Genomic DNA, 23,927 nt, shown 5'->3' with positions numbered 1-23,927 from the left:
CCGACCGGCTACCGCACCTCGATGAAGGCGTCCGCCGTGCGGTCCGGGCGGCTGCGCGGGGGTTCGGCGGGGCGGCCGACGGCGACGGCGCCCATCGGGTCCCAGTGGTCCGGGAGGTCGAGGACCTCGCGCACCGTGTCGCGGCAGAACATCGTCGAGGAGACCCAGGCCGAGCCGTAGCCCTCGCCGGCCAGGGTGACCAGCAGGTTCTGCACGGCGGCGCCGACGGCCACGGTGAACATCTCGCGCTCGGCGGCGGCCCGGCGCGCGTCCGGGTAGTCGTGCGAGCCGTCCATCACCAGGCACGGGACGACCAGGTAGGGGGCCGCGCGCAGGACGTCGCCGCGGGCGGTGCGGCGGGCGATCCTCTCCTCGTCCCAGCCGTCGAGCCCGGCGAGGTCGCGGCGCCAGGCGGCGAGCATCGCGTCCAGCAGCCGGGTCCGCACCTCGGGGGTCTCCAGCAGGACGAACCGCCACGGCGTGGTGTGGTGCGGCGCGGGCGCGGTGGCCGCGGCGGCGACCGCGCGCCGGACGGCGTCCGGGTCGACCGGTTCGGCGGTGAACGCGCGGACGGTGCGCCGCTGGGTGACGGCCTGCCGGATCGCCTCGGAGGTGCCGAGCCGGAACATGTCGTCGGCGGCGGGCCTGAGCAGCGGCCGGACGCCCTCGCCGTCCTCGGTGGTGACCAGGTGACCGAGGCCGCGGACCACCGCGACCGGGGTGCCGGTGGTCTTGCCCTTCACCAGGTCGGCGGCGCCGGCGAGCTCGTCGGCGGTGGCGGTGACGGTCTGGAACAGCTCGTTGCCGTGCGAGTCGGAGCGCCCGCGGTGGTCGTCCAGGACGGCCAGGCCGGCGGCGCCGATGGCGACATCGGTGAGGCCGTTGCGCCAGGGCCGGCCGAAGGTGTCGGTGACGACGACGGCGAGCCGGCGTCCGGTGAGCTGCCGGAGCCGGGCCCGCAGCGCGCGGGCCGAGCCGTCCGGGTCCTCGGGCAGCAGCAGGACGGTGCCGGGCGCGGTGTTCGAGGCGTCCACCCCGGCGGCGGCCATGACCAGGCCGTTGCGGTTCTCGACGATCCGGATCGGGCCGCGCCGGGCGACCAGCCGGACGGTCTCGGCGTCGATCGCGGCCTCCCGGTCGGCGGCGTGCAGCAGCCGGCCCTCGGCCTTGCTGACCACCTTGGAGGTGACCAGCAGGATGTCGCCGTCCTCGTAGTCGGCGGCCTTGGCGATCAGCCCGGCGAGGTCGCTGTCGGCGTCGATCTCGGGCAGTCCGGGGACCGGGAGGATCCGCAGGCTCACCGGCGCACCTGCTCGGCGAGCGCCAGCGCGGCCCGGGCCATCTCGGCGGTGGCGGCGACGTCGGTCATCAGCAGCGGCACCGCCCGGCAGGCGATCCCGCCCGCCTCGACGGCGGCCACGGCGGCCTCGTCGACGGTGTCCACCAGCCACCCGTCCACCAGGGCGGAGCCGTAGTTCAATACGACCGCCTCGGCGGTGGCCTCGACCCCGACGGCCGCGAGCACCTTGTCGGCCATGCCCCGCACGGGCGCGCCGCCGATGATCGGCGAGAGCCCGACGACCGGCGCGGGGGCGGCGGCGACGGCCTCCCGGATGCCCGGCACGGCGAGGATGGTGCCGATCGAGACGACCGGGTTGGACGGCGGGAAGAGGATGACGTCGGCCTCGGCGAGGGCCTCCAGCACGCCGGGCGCCGGCTTGGCGGTGTCGGCGCCGACCGGCACGATCGCCTCGGCGTCGACGGCGGCGTGCAGCTTGACCCAGTACTCCTGGAAGTGGATGGCCCGGGTGCCCTGCTCGTCGGTGATCCGGACGTGGGTCTCGACCCGGTCGTCGCTCATCGGCAGCAGCCGCACCCCGGGCCGCCAGCGCACGCAGAGCGCCTCGGTGACCTGGCTGAGGGTGTAGCCGGCGGTGAGCATCTGGCTGCGCACGAGGTGGGTGGCGAAGTCCCGGTCGCCGAGCCCGAACCACTCGGGGCCGACGCCGTACTCCTTCATCTCGGCCTTGATGGACCAGGTCTCCTCGGTCCGGCCCCAGCCCTGCTCCTCGTGGATGCCCCCGCCGAGGGTGTACATGACGGTGTCGAGGTCGGGGCAGACCTTCAGCCCGAAGAGGTGGATGTCGTCACCGGTGTTGCCGATGACGGTGATCTCGTCCTCGGGTCCGATGGCCTCCCGGAGTCCGCGCAGGAAACGCGCTCCGCCGATCCCGCCTGCCAGTGCCACGATGCGCATGCGCCCATCCTGCCACGCGCCGACGGGTCGTCAGCCCGACCCTCGACAACCGCGCCCGGAGCCTCAGTGGGCCTCGGCGGACGTCTGCGGGTGCTGCTCGGGGACGACGGCGGCGCCGTACTGGTTCATCTCGGTCAGGCCCGGGGTGTAGAGGTGGATCGAGACGGCGGGCTCCAGCGAGGCGTTGACCACCTCGTGCAGGTACCCGGGGGAGAAGACCCTCCGCCCGCCGGGGCGCAGGTCGCGCGAGTCTTCCCCCGTGTGCGTGAGGGAGCGCTCGACGAGCTCGCCGCGGACCACGGTCATCACGCCGGAGGAGGTGCCGTGGTCGTGGAAGCCGCTGCTCTGGCCGGGCAGCCAGCTGAGCAGCCAGACCTCGTAGCCGGGGCCGGTCTCCAGCCGGGCGTACCAGCGGGTGAGGGCGTCGTACTGGACCAGCGGCTCCCAGCGGTCCCGGTCGGCGGCGATCTCGCGGACCAGCCGGGCGTACTCGGCGACGGTGGTGGGGTGGGCGGGCAGGTCGGTGCGGGCGAGGTGCGGGAAGGCCAGCGGGTCGCCGGCGATGGAGACGTCGCTGAGGCCGTCGGCCCACGGGTGGCCGCCGGGTCGGGCGGCGGGGGCGGGTGCCACGGGTCGGGTGGTGGCGGCGCGGAGGCCGTGGAGAGCGAGCTTGCTGCGGTCGCGGTTCCGCTTGCGGATGCGGATCATTCGCACGGGAGTCGTCCTCGGAGGGCTGGTTCGTCAGGGGAGTCAGCCGGGTCCGGGATGTCCTGGGGCGGGAATCGCGGGCGGCCTCTGTGCTTCCTGGGCGGCGCGCGGCGGGACGGCGGGCGCCTAGATACAGCGGCAGGAACAGAGGCGACAACAGGAGTTCACGGCAGGGCGGAGCGCGGAACCGCTCCGGGGGCCGAGGAACTCTGACATAGGGAAAAGGACAACGCATCCGCAGGGCCGGTGTCAACTCGGGGAGAGCGGACATTCGGGTGAGATCGGTCATGAACTACCCGATGGAGTGATAAATCACCCTCTATGTTTCGATGGGAAGATCGCCGGGAAGGCAGGGCGATGACCGGCCTGTGGCGGTGACTGCTTGTCATCCGGCCCCCGGTCGCGAATGGTTCGTCGACCTTCGCGCGCAATCGGGCTAGAAGTCTGATGTGTCCGGTTATGTACACTATTTGTAACGGCTTGGTGCCAGGGAGTGAATCCCGGCCCCAATACCAGAGCTCGGCTTGACTGGGCCAGAGTGACGCAACTGTAATTTCACTCGTGTCGTCGGCCGCACGAGGCAACGGCAACCACGGGGACGCCAATAGGGGCAGAGGAGGCGCGCCACATGAGCGAGCTCTTTGAGCTGTTGATCAGTGACGGCATCGAGGAGGAGGAAGAACTCGGCTGGCAGGAGCGCGCGCTCTGCGCGCAGACCGACCCCGAGTCCTTCTTCCCGGAGAAGGGCGGCTCCACCCGCGAGGCCAAGAAGGTCTGCCTCGCCTGCGAGGTCCGCTCCGAGTGCCTGGAGTACGCCCTGGCCAACGACGAGCGCTTCGGCATCTGGGGCGGCCTCTCCGAGCGCGAGCGCCGTCGGCTCAAGAAGAGCGCCGTCTGACCGGGGTGGCCGCATCCCCCGGAACCTCCGGATCCCCAGGCTTCCCCGGATCCGCCGGCCGCGGCACCCCGACCGGCCGGCCCGCGCGAACAGCCCGCGACGGAGCGCCTCACCCCCTGTGGTGAGGCGCTTTCGCGTTCCCGGGCGGACTCCGTGGACGGAGCCGACACCCGGAGCCGTTAGTGTGGTGCGCCATCCGGTTGCCGTTCACCGGCTGTGTCCACCGAGAACTGGGGCCCGCGCACTCGATGACCGTCTACAGCCACCAGAGCGGCTCCTCCGCCAGCAGGCCGCCCGCCTATCCGCGCCATCTGGTCACCGCCGTGATCGTCTCCCACGACGGCGCCCGCTGGCTGCCGCAGGCCCTCGCCGGCTTGCTCGGCCAGGACCGTCAGGTCCAGCGCGTCCTCGCGGTCGACACCGGCTCCACCGACGAATCCCAGCGCCTGCTCGCCGAGACCCTCGCCGACTGGCTCCCCGACAGCGGCCCGACCGTGCTCGGCCGCCGGGCCGGCTTCGGCACCGCCGTCGCCGAGGCGGTGTTCAACAGCCCGCCCTTGCGCGCCGAGGACCTGCCCTACCGGCTCGACCCCTCCGGCTACGACCCGGTCACCGGCGGCTGGGACGACTTCGGCGACCCGCTCGGCGAGGAGGACGACCTCGGCCGGGGCGGCCCCCGGGAGACCGCGCCGGTCGAATGGCTCTGGCTGCTGCACGACGACTGCGAGCCGCAGACCGACGCGCTGCGCCGGCTGCTCCAGGTCGCCGACTCCACCCCCAGCGCCGCCGTCGTCGGCCCCAAGCTGCGCAGCTGGTACGACCGTCGGCAGCTGCTGGAGGTCGGCGTCAGCATCGCCCGCTCCGGCCGCCGCTGGACCGGGCTCGACCGGCGCGAGCAGGACCAGGGCCAGCACGACCAGGTCCGCCCGGTGCTCGCCGTCTCCACCGCCGGCATGCTGGTGCGCCGCGACGTCTTCGAGGAGCTCGGCGGCTTCGACCGGGCACTGCCGCTGATGCGCGACGACACCGACTTCTGCTGGCGGGTCAACGCCGCCGGCCACCGCGTCGTGGTCGCCCCGGACGCCGTGCTCCGGCACGCCGAGGCCGCCAGCCGCGAGCGCCGCGCCATCGACTGCGGCCCCGCCCACCCGCACCGGGTGGACAAGGCCGGCGCCGTCTTCACCCTGCTCGCCAACTCCAAGGGCGTGCTCTTCCCCTACGTCCTGCTCCGGCTGGTGCTCGGCACCCTGCTGCGGGTGTTCGCCAACCTGCTCGGCAAGGACCCCAAGCAGGCCTTCGACGAGCTGGCCGGCCTCGGCCACGAACTCGTCCGGCTGCCGCGACTGCTGGCGGCCCGCAAGCGCCGCGGCCGCACCCGCTCCGCCGACGCGCTGGACGACCGCTCGCTCTTCCCCGCACCCGGCGCCACCGCCCGGCTCGCCGTCGAGGGCGTCGTCGGCTCGCTCGGCATCGGGGGCGGTGACGACACCGGCGGCCGGCACGGTTCGGTCGAGGCCGGGCCGGGCGACGAGGACTCCGAGGACCTGGTCGTCGAGCAGTTCGCGCTGATCAAGAAGCTCGCCCGGCGCCCGGCGCCGGTGCTGTTCGCCGCCCTGCTGGTGTTCGCCCTGGTCGCCTGCCGCGACCTGCTCGGCGGCGGGGCCCTGTTCGGCGGCGCCCTGCTGCCCGCCACCGACGGCGCGGCCGGGCTCTGGTCGATGTACGCCGACGCCTGGCACCCCGTCGGCACCGGCTCCACCGCCGCCGCGCCGCCCTACCTCGCGGTGCTGTCGATCCTCTCCTGGATGCTGTTCGACCACGCCGACCTCGCGGTCACCCTGCTGGTCGTGCTCGCCGTCCCGCTCTCCGCCGTGAGCGCCTACCTGGTCTCCCGGCCGCTGATCGACTCCAAGCTGGTCCGCGCCTGGGCCAGCGCCACCTACGCGCTGCTGCCCGCCGCCACCGGCGCGCTCGCCCAGGGCCGGATCGGCACCGCCGTGCTGGCCGTGCTGCTCCCGCCGCTGGCCCGCGCCGCGGCGATCGCCGCCGGTCTCGGCATCCGCGCCGAGAGCGCCGCCAAGGGCGCCCGCCCCGGTTGGCGGCCGGTCTGGATGGCAGTCCTGCTGCTCACCCTGGCCACCGCCTTCGTCCCGCTGGTCTGGGCACTGGCGGTGCCGCTCTGCCTGGCCATGCTGGTCACCGCCGTCGTCCGCGGCGGGGCCTTCGGCTCCGGTGCCACCGCGCTGCGGCTGCTCGGCCTGCGGGTGCTGGTGATCCTCGCGGTGCCGGTCGGGGTGCTCGCGCCCTGGTCGCTGCAGGTGCTCTCGCACCCGCAGCGGCTGCTGCTGGAGGCCGGCCTGCCCGGTCTGCACGGCTCCGGCCCGACCTCGGCCGGGCTGCTGATGGTCAACCCCGGCGGTGCCGGGGTGCCGCCGGTCTGGCTCTCCGCCGGTGTGGTGCTGGCCGCGCTGGCCGCCCTGCTGCGCGCCGACCGCCGCCGCGCGGTACTGGCCGCCTGGGGCGCCGCCGGGGCCGGACTGGTCTTCGCGGTCGCGGTGGCCGGTACCTCGGTGACCCCCGCCTCCGGCGGTCCGGCCGTGCCCGCGTGGTCCGGCCCGGCCACCCTGCTGGCCGGTGTCGCCCTGCTGGCCGCCGCCGCCATCGGCGCCGACGGCGCCAACGCCCGGGTCGCCGGCATCGCCTTCGGCTGGCGCCAGCCGGTGGCCGCGCTGGTGGTGGCCGCCGCGCTGCTCGCCCCGCTGGGCACCGGCCTCTGGTGGGCCGTCACCGGCGCCGACGGCCCGCTGCACCGGGGCCGCGGCGCCCAGGTGCCCGCGTTCATCGCCGAACAGGCCGGTACCACCGACCGCTCCCGCACCCTGGTCCTGACCGGCGACCCGAAGGGCGGATCGGTCGCGTACACCGTGGCCCGGGGCTCCGGTCTGACGCTCGGCCAGGCCGAGTCCACCGTCGATCCGGAGACCGGCACCACGGCCGGCCTGGACCGGACCGTCGGCAGCCTGCTGGCCGGCTCCGGTGCCGACCAGGCGGGCGCGCTCTCCCGCTACGGCATCGCCTACGTGCTGGTCGACCAGCCGCTGATCGGTGCCTTCAAGGACGTCCTGGACACCACGCCCGGCCTGGTCAAGGCCAACCAGGACAGCGGCGCCGCGCTCTGGCAGGTCGACGGCACCCCCGCGACCCGGGCCCTGATCACCGCGCCGGGCACCGTCCCGGTGGTGGTCCCGTCCGGCCCGCGCGACATCGACACCACCCTTCCGGCCGGCCCCGAGGGCCGGGTGCTGCGGCTCGCCGAGTCCGCCGCCCCCGAGTGGACGGCCACCCTGGACGGCACCGCCCTGGAGCGGGTCACCGTCGACGGCTGGGCACAGGGTTTCAAGCTCCCCGCCGCGGGCGGCAAGCTGGTCCTCACCCGTGAGGGCAGCCTGCTGCACACCGGCTGGACCTGGGCCCAGCTGCTGCTCGGCCTGACCGTGCTGGTGCTGGCCCTGCCCGGCCGGCGCAACCACAAGGACGACGACCTGCCCGAGGACGTGGTCGCCGCCGCCGAGCTGGCCGCCGCCGCCCAGGCGCAGGCCCCGGTCCCCGGCAGCCGCCGGGCCCGCCGGATGGCCGAGCGGGGCGAGGGCGCCGAGAACGAGGGCCCGGAGCCGGCCGACCCGGACGCCGGGGTGTACGAGGGCCGGCCGGGCCAGGGCACGGACCGCCCGGCGGCCGAGCCGTCGGCCGGAGCGGTCCTGGCGGCCGCCGCCGCGCAGGAGGCCGAGCCGTACGCCGACCCGTACCAGACGTACCAGCAGGCCGACCCGTACAGCTACGACCCGTACGCGCAGCAGCCGGTCGGCACGCCGTACGGCGGCCAGGGCTACGGCGGCCAGGAGGGCTACCAGCAGCAGGGCTACCAGCCCTACCAGGGCGAGCAGCAGCAGTACGGCTACGACCAGTACCAGCAGCCGGAGCAGCAGCCCTGGGTGCCGGGGCAGCAGGGCGAGCCCTACTACGAACAGCAGGACCCGAACCACCAGAACCACCAGAACCACCAGAACGACCCGAACTACCCGAACAGCCCGAACGGCCCGGGCCGGTACCCGCACCACCACGGATCGGGGAGCTGACCCGCGATGAAGAAGCCCGCCTTCAGGAAGAAGTCCGGCACGCCGGACACCGCCCGCGCGGCCGGGGGGACCGGCACCTTCGACGGCGCCCCGGCCGGCCCGGCCCCGGCGGCCCCGGCGGCGCCCCGGGGCTCCGGCGCCGCCCGCACCACCCGGTCGCTGCTGGCCGCCGCCGTGGTGCTGGCGGCGGTGTTCGGCATCGCCGAGCTCCGCAAGCCCGCCGCCCCGGCGGCCACCGACCTGGCCACCGCCACCTCGGCGCAGGTCGAGCGGACCGCCGTGGTCTGCCCGCAGCCGCTCCAGGGCCTCACCGGCTCCACCACGCTCACCGCGTACACCCCGCCGGGCACTGGCACCGGCAGCGGCGACGGCACCGCCGGCTCCGGCTGGATCTCCGACGCGGCCGCGCCGGCCGCCGCCCCGGGCACGGCGCCGTCGGCCCCCGCGGCGCCGGCCCCCGCGACCCCGGCCGCCGGTGGTGCGCCCACCCAGGCCGCCGCGGCCGCCGCCGACAAGAACGCCGCGCCCGCCGACGCCCGGCTCACCCTGGCCAAGCCCGGCACCCCGGTGTCCGCCCCCGCCGCCAACAGCGACCTGGCGCCCGGCGCCGGGGCCGTCGCCACCGGCGCGCTCGCCCCCGGCTTCACCGTCACCCAGACCACCACCGTCACCGAGCAGCGCGGCCTCGGCCTGTCCGGGATCACCTGCACGCCGTCCGGCACCGGCTTCTGGTTCGCGGGCGCCTCCACCGCCGAGGGCCGCACCGACTACGTCAGCCTGGTCAACGCCGAGTCCACCGCCGCCGTGGTCGACATCAAGCTCTACGGCGACAAGGGCCTGATCGAGAACGACGCCGCCAACGGCATCACCGTCGCCCCCGGCAGCTCCCAGTCGGTCCTGCTGCCCACTATCAGCAAGGGCCAGGTCGCCGACCTCGCCGTGCACGTGGTCGCCCGCTCCGGCCGGGTCGGCGCCGCCCTGCACGCCGCCGACGGCAGCAAGGGCGCCGACTGGGTGCCCGCCTCCGCCGACCCCGCGCCCGTCCAGGTGATGCCCGGCCTGCCCGCCGACACCTCGGCCGCCCACCTGGTGGTCTGGGCCCCGCCGGAGGACGACGCGGACCTCAAGATCGAGCTCTCCGGCAAGAACGGCTGGTTCGTCCCGGCCGGGAACGAGTCCATCCACGTCAAGGCGGGCACGGTCGCCTCGGTGGACCTCGGCAAGGTGACCCGCGACGAGGTCGCCGGGCTGCGGGTGTCGCCCACCGACGACAAGCACCCCACCCGCGTGGTGGCCGGCGTGCGGGTCGACCGCGCCGGGGCGAACGGCAAGTCCGACGCCGCCTGGCTGGCCGGTACCGCGCCGGTCGGCGCCCGCGCCACCGTGGCCGACAACCGGGGCGGCGGGCCGTCCACGCTCTTCCTGACCTCCACCGGCGAGGCCGCCACCGTGCGGGTCACCGCCTCGGCCGGCACCGGCGGCGGCACGCCCACCACCAAGGAGGTCCAGCTCCCGGCCGGTGGCACCGTCGCCCTCCCGGCGCCCGAGCCCACCGGGCTGAACGGCGCCTTCGCGCTCACCGCGGAGACCGTCTCCGGCGGCCCGGTCGTCGCCGCGCGGATGCTCGCGCTCCCCACCAAGGACGTGCCGATGTTCACCGTCCAGGCCCTGCGCGACGACCGCTCCACCGTCAAGGTCCCGCAGGCCTCCCAGGACCCGGGCGTGGTCCTGCGCTGAGCGGTGCGCCGACAGCACGGCGCGGGGGCCGCCACCCGGTTCGGGCGGCGGCCCCCGCGCCGCGGCGGCTCAGTCCTCGTCGTACCGCGGGTCGATCGCGTCGGGGGAGAGCCCCAGCAGCTCCGCCACCTGCTCGATCAGGATCTCGTGCACCAGCGCCGCGCGGTCCTCGCGCGACTTCGCCCGGATCTCCACCGGTCTGCGGTACACCACGATCTGGCTCTTGCGGCCCTGCTGACCCGGCGACACCCGCCCCAGCGGCACCCCGCCGTCGGAATCGGCGCCGTCCGGCTCGTGCAGCGGCACCTCCTGGACGGCGAACTCCACCTCGATCAATTGCGGCCAGCGCCGCTCAAGACGCTCCACCGACTCGCGCACATAGTCGTCGAACAACTCGGAGCGGGTGAGCGAGATCGGTACCTGCGGCGGCGCCAGCGGGCCGCGGAGACCCCTGCCGTGCCGGTCACGGTGCCGGGGGCGGCGTGAGGGACCCGTCGATGACTGCGGTGCGGAGCTGTCCATATCACTGCCGAGAGTAGTCCTTGGATGCCAGGAAGTGGACCACCCCCGCACCTGTTCGCCCGGGGCGAGCGGAGCGCCCGGGCGGCGCGCGGACCGCGACACGGCACACCTTCCGGACAGGCGGTCTTCGCTCCCCGGCAAGGAGTGCGGTACCGTCCACCCTCGTGAGCTCTGTACGTCGTTGTTCGCGGACCGCGTGCGGCCGTCCGGCCGTCGCGACGCTGACGTACGTCTACGCGGACTCCACCGCCGTCCTCGGCCCGCTCGCGACCTACGCTGAGCCGCACTGCTACGACCTGTGCGCGGGGCACGCCGAGCGCCTCACCGCCCCGCGCGGCTGGGACGTGGTCAGGCTCGCCGCCGAGGCCGGTCCGCTGCGCCGCAGCAGTGACGACCTGGAGGCGCTCGCCAACGCCGTCCGCGAGGCCGCGCGCCCGCAGACCCCGCGTCAGGGCCGCGCCCCCGAGGGCGAGTCCACCGAGGCCGGCCGCCGCGGCCACCTCCGGGTGCTCCGCTCGCCCGACAACTGAGCCCCGGACCTCCCCCGCCCCGGCACGAACCGTTCCGCCCGCCCGGGTACGCTGCCCCCCTACCGGGTACCGGCCGCCGCCGTGCCCGGACCTACCGTGACCAGGGGCGACCGGTCCGCCGGCCAGGGCGCCGGCGCGTTCGCCGATCAGACACAGAACCAGGGTGGAGCCGCAGTGCGCGACCTCAAGCAGCTCGTGAAGGCGTACGACGTACGGGGCGTCGTCCCGGACCAGTGGGACGAGAACCTCTCCCGGGCCTTCGGCGCCGCGTTCGTGCAGGTCACCGGCGCGTCCGCGATCGTCGTCGGCCACGACATGCGCCCCTCCTCCCCGTCGCTCAGCCAGGCCTTCGCCGAGGGCGCGGCCGGCCACGGCGCCGACGTGGTGCTGATCGGCCTCTGCTCCACCGACCAGCTGTACTACGCCAGCGGTTCGCTCGACCTGCCCGGCGCGATGTTCACCGCCAGCCACAACCCGGCCGAGTACAACGGCATCAAGCTCTGCCGGGCCGGCGCCGCCCCGGTCGGCCAGGACACCGGGCTCTCCGAGATCCGCGAGCTGGTCGAGTCCTGGACCGCCGACGACGACACTGTCACCGTCCCCGCCCGCGACGTGGCGCCCGGCGCCCTCAGCGAGCAGGACACCCTGCGCGGCTACGCCGACCACCTGCTCGGCCTGGTCGACCTCACCGCGATCCGCCCGCTCAAGGTCGCCGTCGACGCCGGCAACGGCATGGGCGGCCACACCGTGCCGACCGTGTTCGACGGTCTGCCGATCGAGCTCGTCCCGATGTACTTCGAGCTGGACGGCACCTTCCCCAACCACGAGGCCAACCCGCTCGACCCGAAGAACCTGGTCGACCTCCAGGCCAAGGTCCGCGAGGTCGGCGCCGACCTCGGCCTCGCCTTCGACGGCGACGCCGACCGCTGCTTCGTCGTCGACGAGCGCGGCGAGCCGGTCTCCCCCTCGGCCATCACCGCGCTGGTCGCCGCCCGCGAGATCGCCCGCGCCCGGGCCGCCGGCGAGGACGAGCCGACGATCATCCACAACCTGATCACCTCCTGGACCGTCCCCGAGGTGGTCCGCGAGCTCGGCGGCAAGCCCGTCCGCACCCGGGTCGGCCACTCCTTCATCAAGCAGGAGATGGCCGTCACCGACGCCGTCTTCGGCGGCGAGCACTCCGCCCACTACTACTTCCGCGACTTCTGGCGCGCGGACACCGGCATGCTCGCCGCGCTGCACGTGCTGGCCGCCCTCGGCGGGCAGCCGGGCACCCTCTCCGCGCTCACCGCCGAGTACGACCGCTACGCCGCCTCCGGCGAGATCAACAGCACCGTCGCCGACCAGGCCGCCCGGACCGACGCCGTCCGCGCCGCCTACGCCGTCGAGGGCACCGAGGTCGACGAGCTGGACGGCCTCACCGTGGCCGGCCCGGACTGGTGGTTCAACCTGCGCGCCTCCAACACCGAGCCGCTGCTGCGCCTCAACGTCGAGGCCAAGGACCCGGCCAGGATGGCCGAACTGCGCGACGGCGTGCTCGCGATCGTCCGCGCCTGACGTACGGCCCCGGTGCCCCGGCCGGTAGGGTTTCCTCTCGGCCGGGGCACCGCTGTGCCGACGGCCGAGAACCCGTACCGAGACCGGAGACCCAACCCATGAAGCTCGAATCCTTCCTGCTGGAGATCCTGGTCTGCCCGCAGTGCCGGTCCGCGCTCACCGAGGGCGGCACCGAGGAGCAGCCCGAGCTGCTCTGCGCCGGCGAGACCTGCGGCCTGGCGTACCCGGTGCGCGACGGCATTCCGGTCCTGCTGGTGGACGAGGCCCGCCGCCCGGCCTGATCCTGGGGCGGGGCGCCGCCCGGTCCCCGACCGGGGACGGCCGCCCCGCTCGTCCGCCGTCCTCAGCGCCCAGCCAGCAGCCGGAGGCCCGCCGCATGCTCGACGACACCCTGCTCGACGACCCGGCCGCCCTCCGGCGCGCCGACCGCGACCGCGCCCTGCTCGCCCTGGCCGGCTCCGGCGCCCGGGTCCGCACCGCGCTGCGGCTCGCCGAGGCGGCCGGCCTGGACCGGCTGCGGCCCGACGGCCGCCCGCGCGCCGTCCTGGTCGCCGGGCACGGCAGCGCGCTGACCGCCGGCGAGATGCTCGCCGCGCTGGCCGGCCCCGCCAGCCTGGTCGCCCCGCTGCCGCCCACCGACGCCGCGCCCGTCCCGCGCACCGACCGCGCCAGCGCCCCGCCCGTCTTCACGGCCGGCCTGGCCTGGCAGCTCCCCGGCTGGGCGGGCCCGCTCGACCTGCTGGTGATCAGCTCCGCCGCCGGTGGCGAACGCGGCCTGGTCGCCCTCGCCGAGCAGGCCTACGCGCGCGGCTGCGCGATCGTGGTCACCGCCCCCGGGGGCAGCCCGCTCGCCGAGGCAGCGTTGCAGGTCCGGGCGCTGCCACTGCCGTTCGTGCCCTCCGCCGACACCTCCGACGCGCCCGACGACGACGGCGAACGCGGCCGGGGCGGTGAGCCCGACCTGCCCGCCGAGGACCCGGCCGCGCTCTGGGCCCACCTCGCCCCGCTGCTCGCGCTCACCCAGAAGCTGGGTGTCACCCCGCTGCCCTACGACGCGCTCGCGGCGACCGCCGACCTGCTGGACGCCACCGCCGTCCGCTGCCGGCCGGACGCCGCCGCGTACACCAACCCGGCGAAGAGCCTGGCCGCCAGGCTGGCCGGGACCGTCCCGCTGCTCTGGGCGGAGGGACCGGTGGCCGGCGCCGCGGCCGGGCGGTTCGCCGCCCAGCTCGCCGAACGGGCCGGCCGCCCGGCCCTGGCGGGCCTGCTGCCGCAGGCGCTGACCGCGCACCGGGGCATGTTCACCGGCCAGCTCGGCGCGGGCGCCGACCCGGACGACTTCTTCCGCGACCGGGTCGACGAGCCGGACCCGCTGCACCTCCAGGTCCTGCTGCTGCGGCAGACCGTCGAGGAGGCGCCCGCCGGTGCCGGTTCCGCCGGTCCCGGGCTCGGGGGAGCACCCGGGGAGGACGACGGCGGCCCGGTCGAGGTCCCGGCCGACGACGCGCGTCCGCGCAGCTACGGCGTCACCCGCGCGCACCGGCTCGCGGCCGCCCACGACGTCCGGCTGACCGAGTACGCCGGCCGCCGCGCCGAGCCGCTGCACGCACTGGTCGAGCTGGTCGCGCTCACCGACTTCGCCGCCGTCTACCTCGGGCTCGCCGCCCAGTCCTGAGCCTGCGGCGGGTCGGCCCGGTACCGTATGCGCTCGACGACGACCGGGCCACCGGACGACCGGTCACGGGCCGCGCGGACGGCCCCCGACGGAGGGACCTTCCGAGCAATGAGCACCGAAGGCGGTACCAAGGCGCTGATCGCGGCGCTGGCCGCGAACCTGGGCATCGCGGTGAGCAAGTTCGTCGCGTTCGCCTTCTCCGGCTCCTCCTCGATGCTCGCCGAGGGCGTCCACTCGGTGGCCGACTCCGGCAACCAGGTGCTGCTGCTGATCGGCGGCAAGCGGGCGCAGCGCGAGGCCACCCCCCAGCACCCGTTCGGCTACGGGCGCGAGCGGTACATCTACGCGTTCCTGGTGTCGATCGTGCTGTTCAGCGTCGGCGGCATGTTCGCCGTCTACGAGGGCTACGAGAAGATCGCCCACCCGCACGAGCTGGACAACTGGTACTGGCCGGTGGGCGTGCTGGTCCTCGCCATCGCGCTGGAGGGCTGGTCCTTCCTCACCGCGTTCCGCGAGGCCGTGAAGGACAAGGGGACGCACGGCTGGCCGGCGTACATCCGCCGGGCGAAGGCGCCCGAACTGCCGGTCGTGCTGCTGGAGGACACCGGCGCGCTGATCGGCCTGGTGCTGGCGCTGTTCGGGGTGGGGCTGACCGCGATCACCGGCGACGGGGTCTGGGACGGCGTCGGCACGCTGTGCATCGGCGTGCTGCTGATCGTCATCGCCTTCGTGCTGGCGGTCGAGACCAGGTCGCTGCTGCTCGGCGAGTCGGCCCACCCCGAGGTGGTGGCCCGGATCCGGGACGCGCTGGTCGACCACGACTCCGTGGACCGGGTGATCCACATGCGCACCCTGCACCTCGGCCCGGAGGAACTGCTGGTCGCCGCCAAGATCGCCGTCCCGGCCGACTCGACGGCCCCCGAGGTCGCCGCGGCGATCGACGCCGCCGAGGTCCGGATCCGGCGGGCGGTGCCGATCGCCCGGGTCATCTACCTGGAGCCGGACATCTACAGCGCGGAGAAGGAGGCGGCGTGTGACGACCCGTACGCCACGCCCGGCGGACCCGTTCCCGGCGGGGCGCACTGAGCCTGCGCGGGCTCCGGCCCGGAGGCCGAAAAACGGCCGTACCGGGCCGTTCCGCAGGGCCGTCGGTGTAGATTCGTCCCCAGAGCCAGAACGTCGCTGCTGATGGCGGTCGATCGGTGACCCGCCCCCCACGGGGGCGCGCCGGTCGAGGGAGAGAGGTCCTCCGACGGTTTGTGCCGAGCAACAGGACAGCCGTACCGCGCCGACCCGGCCGCGGGCCGGTGGCCCTGGCGTCGCCGCACACCGTCGCGGCCCGCCGTGTTGTGACGCACCCCAGGACCTTGGCCCCGCCCCACCCCCTCAGCGAGGAGCAGACACGCATGTCGACCGACATCACCGGTGACTTCAAGGTCGCCGACCTTTCCCTGGCCCCGTTCGGCCGCAAGGAGATCCAGCTCGCCGAGCACGAGATGCCCGGCCTGATGACGATCCGCGCCGAGTACGCCGAGTCGCAGCCGCTGGCCGGCGCCCGGATCACCGGCTCGCTGCACATGACCGTGCAGACCGCCGTCCTCATCGAGACCCTCACCGCCCTCGGTGCCGAGGTCCGCTGGTGCTCCTGCAACATCTTCTCCACCCAGGACCACGCCGCCGCGGCCATCGCCGTCGGCCCGAACGGCACCCCGGAGAACCCGCAGGGCGTTCCGGTCTTCGCCTGGAAGGGCGAGACCCTGGACGAATACTGGTGGTGCACGGAGAAGGCGCTGACCTGGCCGAACGGCCAGACCCCGAACATGATCCTGGACGACGGCGGCGACGCCACCCTGCTGATCCACAAGGGCGTCGAGTTCGAGAAGGCCGGTGTCGCGCCGGACCCGTCCACCGCGGACAACGACGAGTTCCGGATCATCCTGGAGCTGCTCAACCGCACCCTCAAGGACACCCCGAACAAGTGGACCGAGGTCGCCGCCACCATCAAGGGCGTCACCGAGGAGACCACCACCGGTGTCCACCGCCTGTACGAGATGCACCGTGACGGCAAGCTGCTGTTCCCGGCGATCAACGTCAACGACTCGGTCACCAAGTCGAAGTTCGACAACAAGTACGGCTGCCGCCACTCGCTGATCGACGGCATCAACCGCGCCACCGACGTCCTGATCGGCGGCAAGGTCGCCGTCGTCGCCGGCTACGGCGACGTGGGCAAGGGCTGCGCCGAGTCGCTGCGCGGCCAGGGCGCCCGCGTCATCGTCACCGAGATCGACCCGATCTGCGCGCTGCAGGCGGCGATGGACGGCTACCAGGTCGCGACCCTGGAGGACGTCGTCGAGACGGCCGACATCTTCATCACGACGACCGGCAACAAGGACATCATCATGGCCTCGCACATGGCCCGGATGAAGCACCAGGCCATCGTCGGCAACATCGGCCACTTCGACAACGAGATCGACATGGCCGGCCTCGCGAAGCTCCCGGGCGTCGTGAAGACCGAGGTCAAGCCGCAGGTCCACGAGTGGCGCAAGGAGGACGGCCGGACCATCATCGTGCTGTCCGAGGGCCGTCTGCTGAACCTTGGCAACGCGACCGGCCACCCGTCGTTCGTGATGTCCAACTCCTTCGCCAACCAGACGATCGCCCAGATCGAGCTGTTCACGAAGACCGAGCAGTACCCGATCGGCGTCTACGTGCTGCCGAAGCACCTGGACGAGAAGGTCGCCCGGCTGCACCTCGACGCGCTGGGCGTGAAGCTCACCGTGCTCTCCAAGGACCAGGCCGACTACATCGGCGTTCCGGTCGAGGGCCCGTACAAGGCGGAGCAGTACCGCTACTGATGCGGTGACAGGCAAGCGCCGGTGGCCGGCGTCCCCTCGTGGGGGCGCCGGCCACCGGCGTTCTCGGAGGCTGCCCGAGCGTCCGGGGCCCGGGCCCCGGACGCTCGGGGTCAGCGGCGCAGGACGTCGGTGGTCCAGGTGCTCTCGTCGAGACCAGCGACCCCGACCAGGCCGAGCAGGCCCGTCAGACCGCCGAGCTGATCGAGCGCCGCCGGGGCGCCGCCGTCCGAGACCGCCGCGCAGACCTTCACCCCATGTTCGGTCCGGCAGGTCGGCGAGGAAGGGCCGTTCTGGACGTCGCCGGGGGCCAGTTCCATGTCAGGGGCCGCCGTGACCTCGACCTTGCGGCCCTCGACCTGGAACTCGATCTCGGTGAACCAGGGGAGCACGCTGTTCGTGCGCCGGGTCAGCGAGGAGTCCTGCGGCCGGAAGGAGTCCGGCAGGCCGCTGAACCAGAGCGGCAGCGGCACGTCCCAGCTCCCGAACGAGACCCCGGCCGCGATCCGCAGCACCGTTTCGTCGGCGTGGTCGGCGGAGCCGCCCGCGTACGGGTAGAGCTGCGCCCAGCCGCCGGAGGGCGTCTGCCAGCGCAGCATGCGGTTGTAGATGCCGTTGGCCTGCCGGGTCAGCCAGTAGGCAGTCCGTCCGTCGACCGGTGGGGCCGGGCTCTTCACCTGAGGAACCGTCGAGGTCAGGTCGATCTCCGGTTCCGGCCCGGGGGGGAAGAACGAGAGCCTGATCACCGGGGAGTCCGACGCCTTTCCGCCGGCCGAGGCGGCCAGACCGGAGGCGCCCGCCTGATAGCCGACGTCGCTCGCCCACGCGGGCAGCCAGCCGAACCTGACCTCGCTGGTCAGCGGGTCGCTGCCGGCCGGCGGGACGGCGGTGGGCGGGGTGATCGCGGCACCGGCCGACGGTGCGGCGGTGGCCGACGGTGCGGCGGCGGGTGCCACCGGGGCCCGGGAGCCGGCGGGCCCGTCGTCGGAGCCCGGCTCCAGCAGCAGCGTGCCGGTGAGGACCGCCGCGGTCAGGGCCGCGACCCCGCCGACCGCGGCCCGGCGCCGGCGGCGCAGGCGGGCCCGCCCCTGTCGGACGGCCGAGGCGGAGTCGAAGCCGGTCGGTGGCGCGGGCGAATCGGCGACGGTCGCCAGGCGTTCGGTCAGGTCATGGTGCTCGTCGACGGTCATGACGTGGTCCTCTCGGTGGAGGCGGGACGGGGGACGAGACGGCTCCGGAGGGTGTACAGCGCGCGGGAGCTCTGACTCTTGACGTTGCCGGGCGAGCAGCCGAGCACCTCGGCGGCCTGGTCGACCGTCAGGTCGCAGTAGTACCGGAGCACCACTGTGGCCCGCTGGCGCGGCGGCAGCGCGGCCAGCGCCCGGCGCAGGTCCAGCGCGGTGTCGAGGTCCGGCAGCACCGAGACGACGTCCGGCTCGGCGCCGGTGCGGCTGATCCGCCGCCACCACGGTGAGCGCTGCTCGGCCAGGAACGTGTTCACCAGCACCCGGCGGGCGTAGCCGTCGAGGTTCTCCACCTCGCCGATCCGTGGCCAGTGCGTGTAGAGCTTGGTGATGCTCTCCTGGACCAGGTCGTCCGCCCGGTGCCAGTCCCCGCACAGCAGATAGGCGACCTTGCGCAGCCAGCCGCCCCTGGAGGCCACGTACGCGGTGAATTCGGCGTCGCGGGTCTGCTTCGCCATCGATGGATGCTCCCTTCCGCGGCGCCGCGGTCGCGGCGCACACCTCCCTAATGCGGGGGGCCGGGCTGAGGTTGCACGTCCGTTCGAGCCGGTTCGGTGCCCCGGGCCGGGCCGGACGTAGGCTTTCGGGCATGCCCAACGGCCGGTACTCGCTCCACGACGTCCACGACCACGTGCTGCTCGGTGAGGAGCGCTTCAGCTGCGCGCCCGGCCCGGCCGGCTGGCGGTACGTGTCCAAGACCTACGCGCCGGACGGTCAGGTGCTCGGCACCGTGGACCTCACCCTGGACTCGCGCTCCCGCCCGCTGCGGATGGAACTCCGGGCCGGCGGCTGGCAGGTCAGGGGCGGTGCCGTCGACGGGGTCGCCTGGGTCCGGGCCGATGCCGCGGACCCGGCCGGGGAGCAGGCGGTGGAGGGGCACGACCGGGCGCACGGCTTCGCCGGTCGCTCGCCCGCGTTCCTGGTCGCCGCCGCTCGGCTGCTCCGGCTGGGGGAGGGGGCGAGCGCGCGGGTCCGGCTGGTGGCGTTCGCCGATCCGGTGCTGGCGCCGCGCACCTTCGACCAGGGGTGGCTGCTGGAGGGGGTGGACACGCACGACACGGATTCGGGGCCGCTGCTCGTCGAGCGCTACCAGGTGGCGGACCTGGAGACCGGGGAGCAGCAGGTGGTGCACCTCGCCGGGGACGTGGTGCTGGCCGCCGGGGGCGTCGAGCTGGAGGAACTGGAGTCGCCGCCGAACGCCTGGCCGGCCGGGTTCGGGTACGGGGAGGGCCTCGGGGAGTGAGCCGGGCGGGTGCGGCTCAGGCCGGCGGGGCGAAGCCGGTGCCGGCGGCCGGGGGGCTCGGCGGCGCGGGCGGCGTCACGGGGGCGACCGGAGGCGCGGGGTGCGGCTGAGGCTGAGGCTGAGGGGCGTACTGCTGGGGGGCGTGCGGCTGCGGGGCGTAGTGCTGTGGGGTGTACTGCCGACCCTGGGCCTGCTGCTGGAACGCGTACCCCTGCGCCCTGGTCCACTCGCGGCGCTGCCGCTCGGTCAGGACCGCGCCCAGGTACGCCGCCGGGTGCACCCCGTACGGCACCGGGTGGCCGGTGCGGGCGGCCAGGTCGTCCGCGAGCCGGGCGGACATCCGATGGGCGACCGCCTGGTCCAGCTCGCCGATCCGCCCGAGGAACTGCCGGACGGCCAGCCACAGCGGCTCCGGCACGGCGGAGAGGTCCAGCGCGACCAGCTCGCCGCCGATCGCCTGCAGCAGCTGCGGGTTCACCGGCGGCAGCGAGGCGGCGGCGCCACCACCACCGGGCACCCGCTCGCGCACCACCAGCGTCCCCGCGAAGACGTCGCCCAGCCGCTTCCCCTCGGACGACACCACCGAGCAGATCACGGCCGGCACGCCGAACAGCACGATGATCTCCAGGAAGCCGACCAGACCGCGCACCAGCGAGTGCCGGAACCGCACCGGGCCGCCGTCGCTGCGCACCACCCGGAGCCCCAGCGCGGCCTTGCCCAGGGATCGCCCCCGGCTGAAGGTCTCGATCATGATCGGCAGCGCGACCAGGAAGAGGACGGTCAGCCCGATCGTCACGGCGGCGACCGCGGCGCCGTCCAGGTCCGGTGCGAGCAGGCTCAGCACCAGGGTCGTCACCACGAGGCCGACGACCTGCACGGCGAGGTCCAGCGTGACGGCCAGGCCCCGGCTCGGAAGCTTCGCCGCGCGCAGGCCGAGGACGACCGCCTCGCCCGTCACCAGGTCGCTCAAGACACCCGTCCGTTCCCGTCGGTGGTACGGGGCCCGTGGGAGGGGGATCCGGCGGACCGCCCCCACGATCCCGTGATCTGCTGCCCGTCAACATACGGGGCCGCAGAGCCGGTCGGGAAGGGAGGTCCCGGCCGCCGTGGTGCAGTTCCCCCCTGGCATGCTGGGCCCACCTGTCCGCACCCGCCCGATCGCGCCTCCCGCGCCGACCATGGAGCCGCCGCATGGACCTGGACGTCTTCGTCGCCACCCATCAGGGGGAGTGGGCCCGGCTGGACGCCCTCATCAGGAGGCGGCGTCCGAGCGGCGAGGAGGCGGACGAGCTCGTCGCTCTCTACCAGCGGGTCACCGGTCATCTGGCCAAGGTCCAGGCCGCCGCGCCCGACCCGACCCTCGAAGGCCGGCTCACCAGCCTGGTCTCGCGGGCCCGCGACTCGGTCACTGGCAGTCGGACGAGCGGGTGGCGGGACGTCGCCCGCTACTACACGGTCAGCTTCCCCGCCGCGCTCTACCGGGCGCGTCGCTGGTGGATCCCGGTCGCGGTGCTCTCGCTGGTCGCCACCGCGCTGGTCGCCTGGTGGGTGGCCGGCCATCCCGAGGTCCGCAACAGCCTCGGCGCGCCCGACGCGCTGCGGGAGATGACCAGGCCCGGCGGCGCCTACGAGGCCTACTACTCCGACCGCCCGGCGAGCTCCTTCGCGGCCCAGGTCTGGACGAACAACGCGTGGATCGCCGTGCAGTGCCTGCTCTACGGAGTGGTGCTCGGCCTCCCGGTGCTGTGGGTGCTGTGGAGCAACGTCCTCAACCTCGGAGTCGGCGTCGGGCTGATGGCCTCGGCCGGCCGCCTGGACATCTTCCTCGGCCTGCTCATCCCGCACGGTCTGCTGGAGCTGACCGCCGTCTTCGTCGCCGGCGGTCTGGGACTGCGGCTGGGCTGGACGATCGTCGACCCGGGGCCGCGCAGCCGGGCGACCGCGCTGGCCGAGGAGGGCCGCTCGATCGTCGGCATGGGAATCGGCCTGGCGACGGTGCTGGCGGTGTCCGGCGTACTGGAGGCCTTTGTGACGCCGTCCGGCCTGCCGACCTGGGCCCGGATCACCATCGGCGCGCTCGCCGAGGTCGCATTCCTGTTCTATGCCCTGGTGTTGGGTCGAAAGGCAGCCGCGTCCGGCGAGACCGGAGACCTCGACGCGGCCGACCGGGCGGACCTCCAGCCTGTCGCGGCCTGAGCCGATGTCATCACCAGGCCCTCTGACCTGGTACTCTTCTCGCATCCCAGAAAAACCATTGACGTGGTAGGACTGGGCTAGTAGGTTTGAACGGTTGGGACGGACTGGACAACAGTCGGGCTCGGGCGTTAGTGTCTACGACATCGCCGAGTCGAGGTGAGTGTGCTTCTCGAATGCACGCCCTCTCCGACACGGTAAATCCCGGAACTGAGCACACCGAAAGCTTTGATAGGCTTCGGAGCGAAGTGAAGGAAATCCCCCCAGCGGGAATTCGGAGAAACGAAAGCCGGTCAAACCGGCCGCGAGGATCTGATAAGCTGGGAACACGAAAGAACGAAGCGCCCGGAGGGCCGGTGTGAAAGCCGCCTGAAGGAAGTGTCCGTTCCTTGAGAACTCAACAGCGTGCCAAAAGTCAACGCCAGATATGTTGACATCCCCGGCCTCAGGGTTTCCTGGGGTTGGAGATTCCTTTTGAAGTAAAACACTAGCGAGGACGCAGTGCGCGGGACCGCCCAATTCCGGTGGTTGCCGTGCCGCTCGACGCGAGTGTAGACCGGCCCCTTCTAATCATTGGGCCGAGTAAACATTCACGGAGAGTTTGATCCTGGCTCAGGACGAACGCTGGCGGCGTGCTTAACACATGCAAGTCGAACGGTGAAGCCCTTCGGGGTGGATCAGTGGCGAACGGGTGAGTAACACGTGGGCAATCTGCCCTGCACTCTGGGACAAGCCCTGGAAACGGGGTCTAATACCGGATATGACCTGGGACCGCATGGTCCCGGGTGTAAAGCTCCGGCGGTGCAGGATGAGCCCGCGGCCTATCAGCTTGTTGGTGGGGTAATGGCCTACCAAGGCGACGACGGGTAGCCGGCCTGAGAGGGCGACCGGCCACACTGGGACTGAGACACGGCCCAGACTCCTACGGGAGGCAGCAGTGGGGAATATTGCACAATGGGCGAAAGCCTGATGCAGCGACGCCGCGTGAGGGATGACGGCCTTCGGGTTGTAAACCTCTTTCAGCAGGGAAGAAGCGCAAGTGACGGTACCTGCAGAAGAAGCACCGGCTAACTACGTGCCAGCAGCCGCGGTAATACGTAGGGTGCGAGCGTTGTCCGGAATTATTGGGCGTAAAGAGCTCGTAGGCGGCCTGTCGCGTCGGATGTGAAAGCCCGGGGCTCAACCCCGGGTCTGCATTCGATACGGGCAGGCTAGAGTGTGGTAGGGGAGATCGGAATTCCTGGTGTAGCGGTGAAATGCGCAGATATCAGGAGGAACACCGGTGGCGAAGGCGGATCTCTGGGCCATTACTGACGCTGAGGAGCGAAAGCGTGGGGAGCGAACAGGATTAGATACCCTGGTAGTCCACGCCGTAAACGTTGGGAACTAGGTGTTGGCGACATTCCACGTCGTCGGTGCCGCAGCTAACGCATTAAGTTCCCCGCCTGGGGAGTACGGCCGCAAGGCTAAAACTCAAAGGAATTGACGGGGGCCCGCACAAGCAGCGGAGCATGTGGCTTAATTCGACGCAACGCGAAGAACCTTACCAAGGCTTGACATATACCGGAAACGGCCAGAGATGGTCGCCCCCTTGTGGTCGGTATACAGGTGGTGCATGGTTGTCGTCAGCTCGTGTCGTGAGATGTTGGGTTAAGTCCCGCAACGAGCGCAACCCTTGTTCTGTGTTGCCAGCATGCCTTTCGGGGTGATGGGGACTCACAGGAGACTGCCGGGGTCAACTCGGAGGAAGGTGGGGACGACGTCAAATCATCATGCCCCTTATGTCTTGGGCTGCACACGTGCTACAATGGTCGGTACAAAGGGCTGCGATGCCGCGAGGCGGAGCGAATCCCAAAAAGCCGGCCTCAGTTCGGATTGGGGTCTGCAACTCGACCCCATGAAGTTGGAGTTGCTAGTAATCGCAGATCAGCATGCTGCGGTGAATACGTTCCCGGGCCTTGTACACACCGCCCGTCACGTCACGAAAGTCGGTAACACCCGAAGCCGGTGGCCTAACCCGTAAGGGGAGGAGCCGTCGAAGGTGGGACCAGCGATTGGGACGAAGTCGTAACAAGGTAGCCGTACCGGAAGGTGCGGCTGGATCACCTCCTTTCTAAGGAGCAATGTGCCGCTTGCAGGCGAATGTCCTGCACGGTTGCTCATGGGTGGAACGTTGACTATTCGGCACACTTGGTTGGCATCCGTCAGTACTGCTTCGGCGTGGAAAACGGATTGTTGATCGGGTGTGTCGGGCACGTTGTTGGGTCCTGAGGGAACGGCCGTGAGGCTGTTGCTTCAGTGATGCCGGTCTCATGCGAGGCAAGTTTTCGGACTTGTCGAGTGTGGGTGTCTGGTCGTTGTTTGAGAACTGCACA

General features: G+C 72.9%; 18 protein-coding genes and 1 rRNA gene. 12 read left to right on the top strand and 7 right to left on the bottom strand.

Annotated features, from left to right (window positions below; all coding sequences use genetic code 11):
- Positions 1-8: 8 nt before the first annotated feature.
- From OG715_RS17510 to OG715_RS17500, 3 genes are all read right to left on the bottom strand, one after another.
- A complete protein-coding gene (locus OG715_RS17510) occupies positions 9-1,301 on the bottom strand; it encodes a coenzyme F420-0:L-glutamate ligase (protein WP_266269722.1) in 1,293 nt (430 codons plus the stop codon).
- Positions 1,298-2,257, bottom strand: coding sequence for a 2-phospho-L-lactate transferase (cofD, locus tag OG715_RS17505; protein WP_266269721.1), 960 nt, complete (start codon positions 2,255-2,257; stop codon positions 1,298-1,300). Before cofD ends, OG715_RS17510 begins: the two co-directional genes overlap by 4 nt.
- 63 nt (positions 2,258-2,320) lie before the next feature.
- The gene (locus OG715_RS17500) at positions 2,321-2,965 is read right to left on the bottom strand and encodes a cysteine dioxygenase (protein WP_407661115.1); all 645 of its coding nucleotides are present in this window, start codon (positions 2,963-2,965) and stop codon (positions 2,321-2,323) included.
- Positions 2,966-3,593: 628 nt separating this feature from the next.
- On the opposite strand from OG715_RS17500, the gene OG715_RS17495 reads away from it, so the two are divergent.
- From OG715_RS17495 to OG715_RS17485, 3 genes are all read left to right on the top strand, one after another.
- The gene (locus OG715_RS17495; RefSeq protein ID WP_266269719.1) at positions 3,594-3,863 is read left to right on the top strand and encodes a WhiB family transcriptional regulator; all 270 of its coding nucleotides are present in this window, start codon (positions 3,594-3,596) and stop codon (positions 3,861-3,863) included.
- Between the two features lie 248 nt (positions 3,864-4,111).
- On the top strand, positions 4,112-7,999 hold the full coding sequence (locus OG715_RS17490; protein WP_266269717.1) for a glycosyltransferase family 2 protein: 3,888 nt from the start codon (positions 4,112-4,114) through the stop codon (positions 7,997-7,999).
- A 6-nt stretch (positions 8,000-8,005) separates the two neighbouring features.
- Complete coding sequence (locus OG715_RS17485; protein WP_266269716.1) at positions 8,006-9,736, top strand: DUF5719 family protein; 1,731 nt, start codon at positions 8,006-8,008, stop codon at positions 9,734-9,736.
- Between the two features lie 69 nt (positions 9,737-9,805).
- On the opposite strand, the gene OG715_RS17480 is transcribed toward OG715_RS17485, so the two are convergent.
- The gene (locus OG715_RS17480) at positions 9,806-10,129 is read right to left on the bottom strand and encodes a metallopeptidase family protein (RefSeq protein WP_407660988.1); all 324 of its coding nucleotides are present in this window, start codon (positions 10,127-10,129) and stop codon (positions 9,806-9,808) included.
- A 293-nt stretch (positions 10,130-10,422) separates the two neighbouring features.
- Here OG715_RS17480 and OG715_RS17475 point away from each other — a divergent pair, with 293 nt between their 5' ends.
- The 6 genes from OG715_RS17475 to ahcY all read left to right on the top strand — a co-directional run bounded on the left by OG715_RS17475 (position 10,423) and on the right by ahcY (position 16,875).
- The gene (locus tag OG715_RS17475) at positions 10,423-10,788 is read left to right on the top strand and encodes a DUF3499 domain-containing protein (RefSeq protein WP_030398082.1); all 366 of its coding nucleotides are present in this window, start codon (positions 10,423-10,425) and stop codon (positions 10,786-10,788) included.
- 174 nt (positions 10,789-10,962) lie between these two features.
- Complete coding sequence (locus OG715_RS17470) at positions 10,963-12,345, top strand: phosphomannomutase/phosphoglucomutase (RefSeq protein WP_266269715.1); 1,383 nt, start codon at positions 10,963-10,965, stop codon at positions 12,343-12,345.
- Between the two features lie 98 nt (positions 12,346-12,443).
- Positions 12,444-12,626, top strand: coding sequence for a Trm112 family protein (locus tag OG715_RS17465; protein ID WP_030398084.1), 183 nt, complete (start codon positions 12,444-12,446; stop codon positions 12,624-12,626).
- Between the two features lie 95 nt (positions 12,627-12,721).
- Complete coding sequence (locus OG715_RS17460; protein ID WP_266269714.1) at positions 12,722-14,020, top strand: SIS domain-containing protein; 1,299 nt, start codon at positions 12,722-12,724, stop codon at positions 14,018-14,020.
- A 108-nt stretch (positions 14,021-14,128) separates the two neighbouring features.
- On the top strand, positions 14,129-15,106 hold the full coding sequence (locus tag OG715_RS17455) for a cation diffusion facilitator family transporter (protein WP_266269713.1): 978 nt from the start codon (positions 14,129-14,131) through the stop codon (positions 15,104-15,106).
- Between the two features lie 320 nt (positions 15,107-15,426).
- Complete coding sequence (ahcY, locus tag OG715_RS17450) at positions 15,427-16,875, top strand: adenosylhomocysteinase (RefSeq protein WP_266269712.1); 1,449 nt, start codon at positions 15,427-15,429, stop codon at positions 16,873-16,875.
- 110 nt (positions 16,876-16,985) lie between these two features.
- On the opposite strand, the gene OG715_RS17445 is transcribed toward ahcY, so the two are convergent.
- Both OG715_RS17445 and OG715_RS17440 read right to left on the bottom strand, forming a co-directional pair.
- Positions 16,986-18,062, bottom strand: coding sequence for a hypothetical protein (locus tag OG715_RS17445; RefSeq protein ID WP_266269711.1), 1,077 nt, complete (start codon positions 18,060-18,062; stop codon positions 16,986-16,988).
- Complete coding sequence (locus OG715_RS17440; RefSeq protein ID WP_266269710.1) at positions 18,059-18,574, bottom strand: SigE family RNA polymerase sigma factor; 516 nt, start codon at positions 18,572-18,574, stop codon at positions 18,059-18,061. The genes OG715_RS17445 and OG715_RS17440 overlap by 4 nt, the downstream gene beginning before the upstream one ends.
- Positions 18,575-18,705: 131 nt before the next feature.
- Here OG715_RS17440 and OG715_RS17435 point away from each other — a divergent pair, with 131 nt between their 5' ends.
- Positions 18,706-19,359 carry a hypothetical protein gene (locus tag OG715_RS17435; RefSeq protein ID WP_266269709.1) on the top strand — a complete coding sequence of 218 codons (654 nt, stop codon included), beginning with the start codon at positions 18,706-18,708 and terminating at the stop codon, positions 19,357-19,359.
- A 16-nt stretch (positions 19,360-19,375) separates the two neighbouring features.
- On the opposite strand, the gene OG715_RS17430 is transcribed toward OG715_RS17435, so the two are convergent.
- A complete protein-coding gene (locus tag OG715_RS17430; RefSeq protein ID WP_266269708.1) occupies positions 19,376-20,329 on the bottom strand; it encodes an RDD family protein in 954 nt (317 codons plus the stop codon).
- A gap of 221 nt (positions 20,330-20,550) precedes the next feature.
- Between OG715_RS17430 and OG715_RS17425 the strand changes: the two genes are divergently transcribed.
- Together OG715_RS17425 and OG715_RS17420 are read left to right on the top strand one after the other, a co-directional pair.
- Entirely contained in the window at positions 20,551-21,555 is a 1,005-nt protein-coding gene (locus OG715_RS17425; protein WP_266269707.1) for a stage II sporulation protein M, read from the top strand.
- A gap of 586 nt (positions 21,556-22,141) precedes the next feature.
- Positions 22,142-23,665, top strand: a 16S ribosomal RNA gene (locus OG715_RS17420).
- The last annotated feature ends 262 nt before the right edge of the window (positions 23,666-23,927 follow it).

It is taken from the genome of Kitasatospora purpeofusca, assembly GCF_036010405.1.
GTDB lineage: Bacteria > Actinomycetota > Actinomycetes > Streptomycetales > Streptomycetaceae > Kitasatospora > Kitasatospora purpeofusca.
This window is presented reverse-complemented; position numbering and strand designations above follow the sequence as displayed.

Excerpts from the sequence above, each read along its gene's own strand:
- OG715_RS17485 (WP_266269716.1), top strand. The coding sequence starts at position 8,006 with ATGAAGAAGCCCGCCTTCAGGAAGAAGTCCGGCACGCCGGACACCGCC.
- OG715_RS17440 (WP_266269710.1), bottom strand. The coding sequence starts at position 18,574 with ATGGCGAAGCAGACCCGCGACGCCGAATTCACCGCGTACGTGGCCTCC.
- OG715_RS17455 (WP_266269713.1), top strand. The coding sequence starts at position 14,129 with ATGAGCACCGAAGGCGGTACCAAGGCGCTGATCGCGGCGCTGGCCGCG.
- OG715_RS17490 (WP_266269717.1), top strand. The coding sequence starts at position 4,112 with ATGACCGTCTACAGCCACCAGAGCGGCTCCTCCGCCAGCAGGCCGCCC.
- OG715_RS17445 (WP_266269711.1), bottom strand. The coding sequence starts at position 18,062 with ATGACCGTCGACGAGCACCATGACCTGACCGAACGCCTGGCGACCGTC.
- OG715_RS17495 (WP_266269719.1), top strand. The coding sequence starts at position 3,594 with ATGAGCGAGCTCTTTGAGCTGTTGATCAGTGACGGCATCGAGGAGGAG.
- OG715_RS17460 (WP_266269714.1), top strand. The coding sequence starts at position 12,722 with ATGCTCGACGACACCCTGCTCGACGACCCGGCCGCCCTCCGGCGCGCC.
- OG715_RS17500 (WP_407661115.1), bottom strand. The coding sequence starts at position 2,965 with ATGATCCGCATCCGCAAGCGGAACCGCGACCGCAGCAAGCTCGCTCTC.
- OG715_RS17465 (WP_030398084.1), top strand. The coding sequence starts at position 12,444 with ATGAAGCTCGAATCCTTCCTGCTGGAGATCCTGGTCTGCCCGCAGTGC.
- ahcY (WP_266269712.1), top strand. The coding sequence starts at position 15,427 with ATGTCGACCGACATCACCGGTGACTTCAAGGTCGCCGACCTTTCCCTG.
- OG715_RS17425 (WP_266269707.1), top strand. The coding sequence starts at position 20,551 with ATGGACCTGGACGTCTTCGTCGCCACCCATCAGGGGGAGTGGGCCCGG.
- cofD (WP_266269721.1), bottom strand. The coding sequence starts at position 2,257 with ATGCGCATCGTGGCACTGGCAGGCGGGATCGGCGGAGCGCGTTTCCTG.
- OG715_RS17435 (WP_266269709.1), top strand. The coding sequence starts at position 18,706 with ATGCCCAACGGCCGGTACTCGCTCCACGACGTCCACGACCACGTGCTG.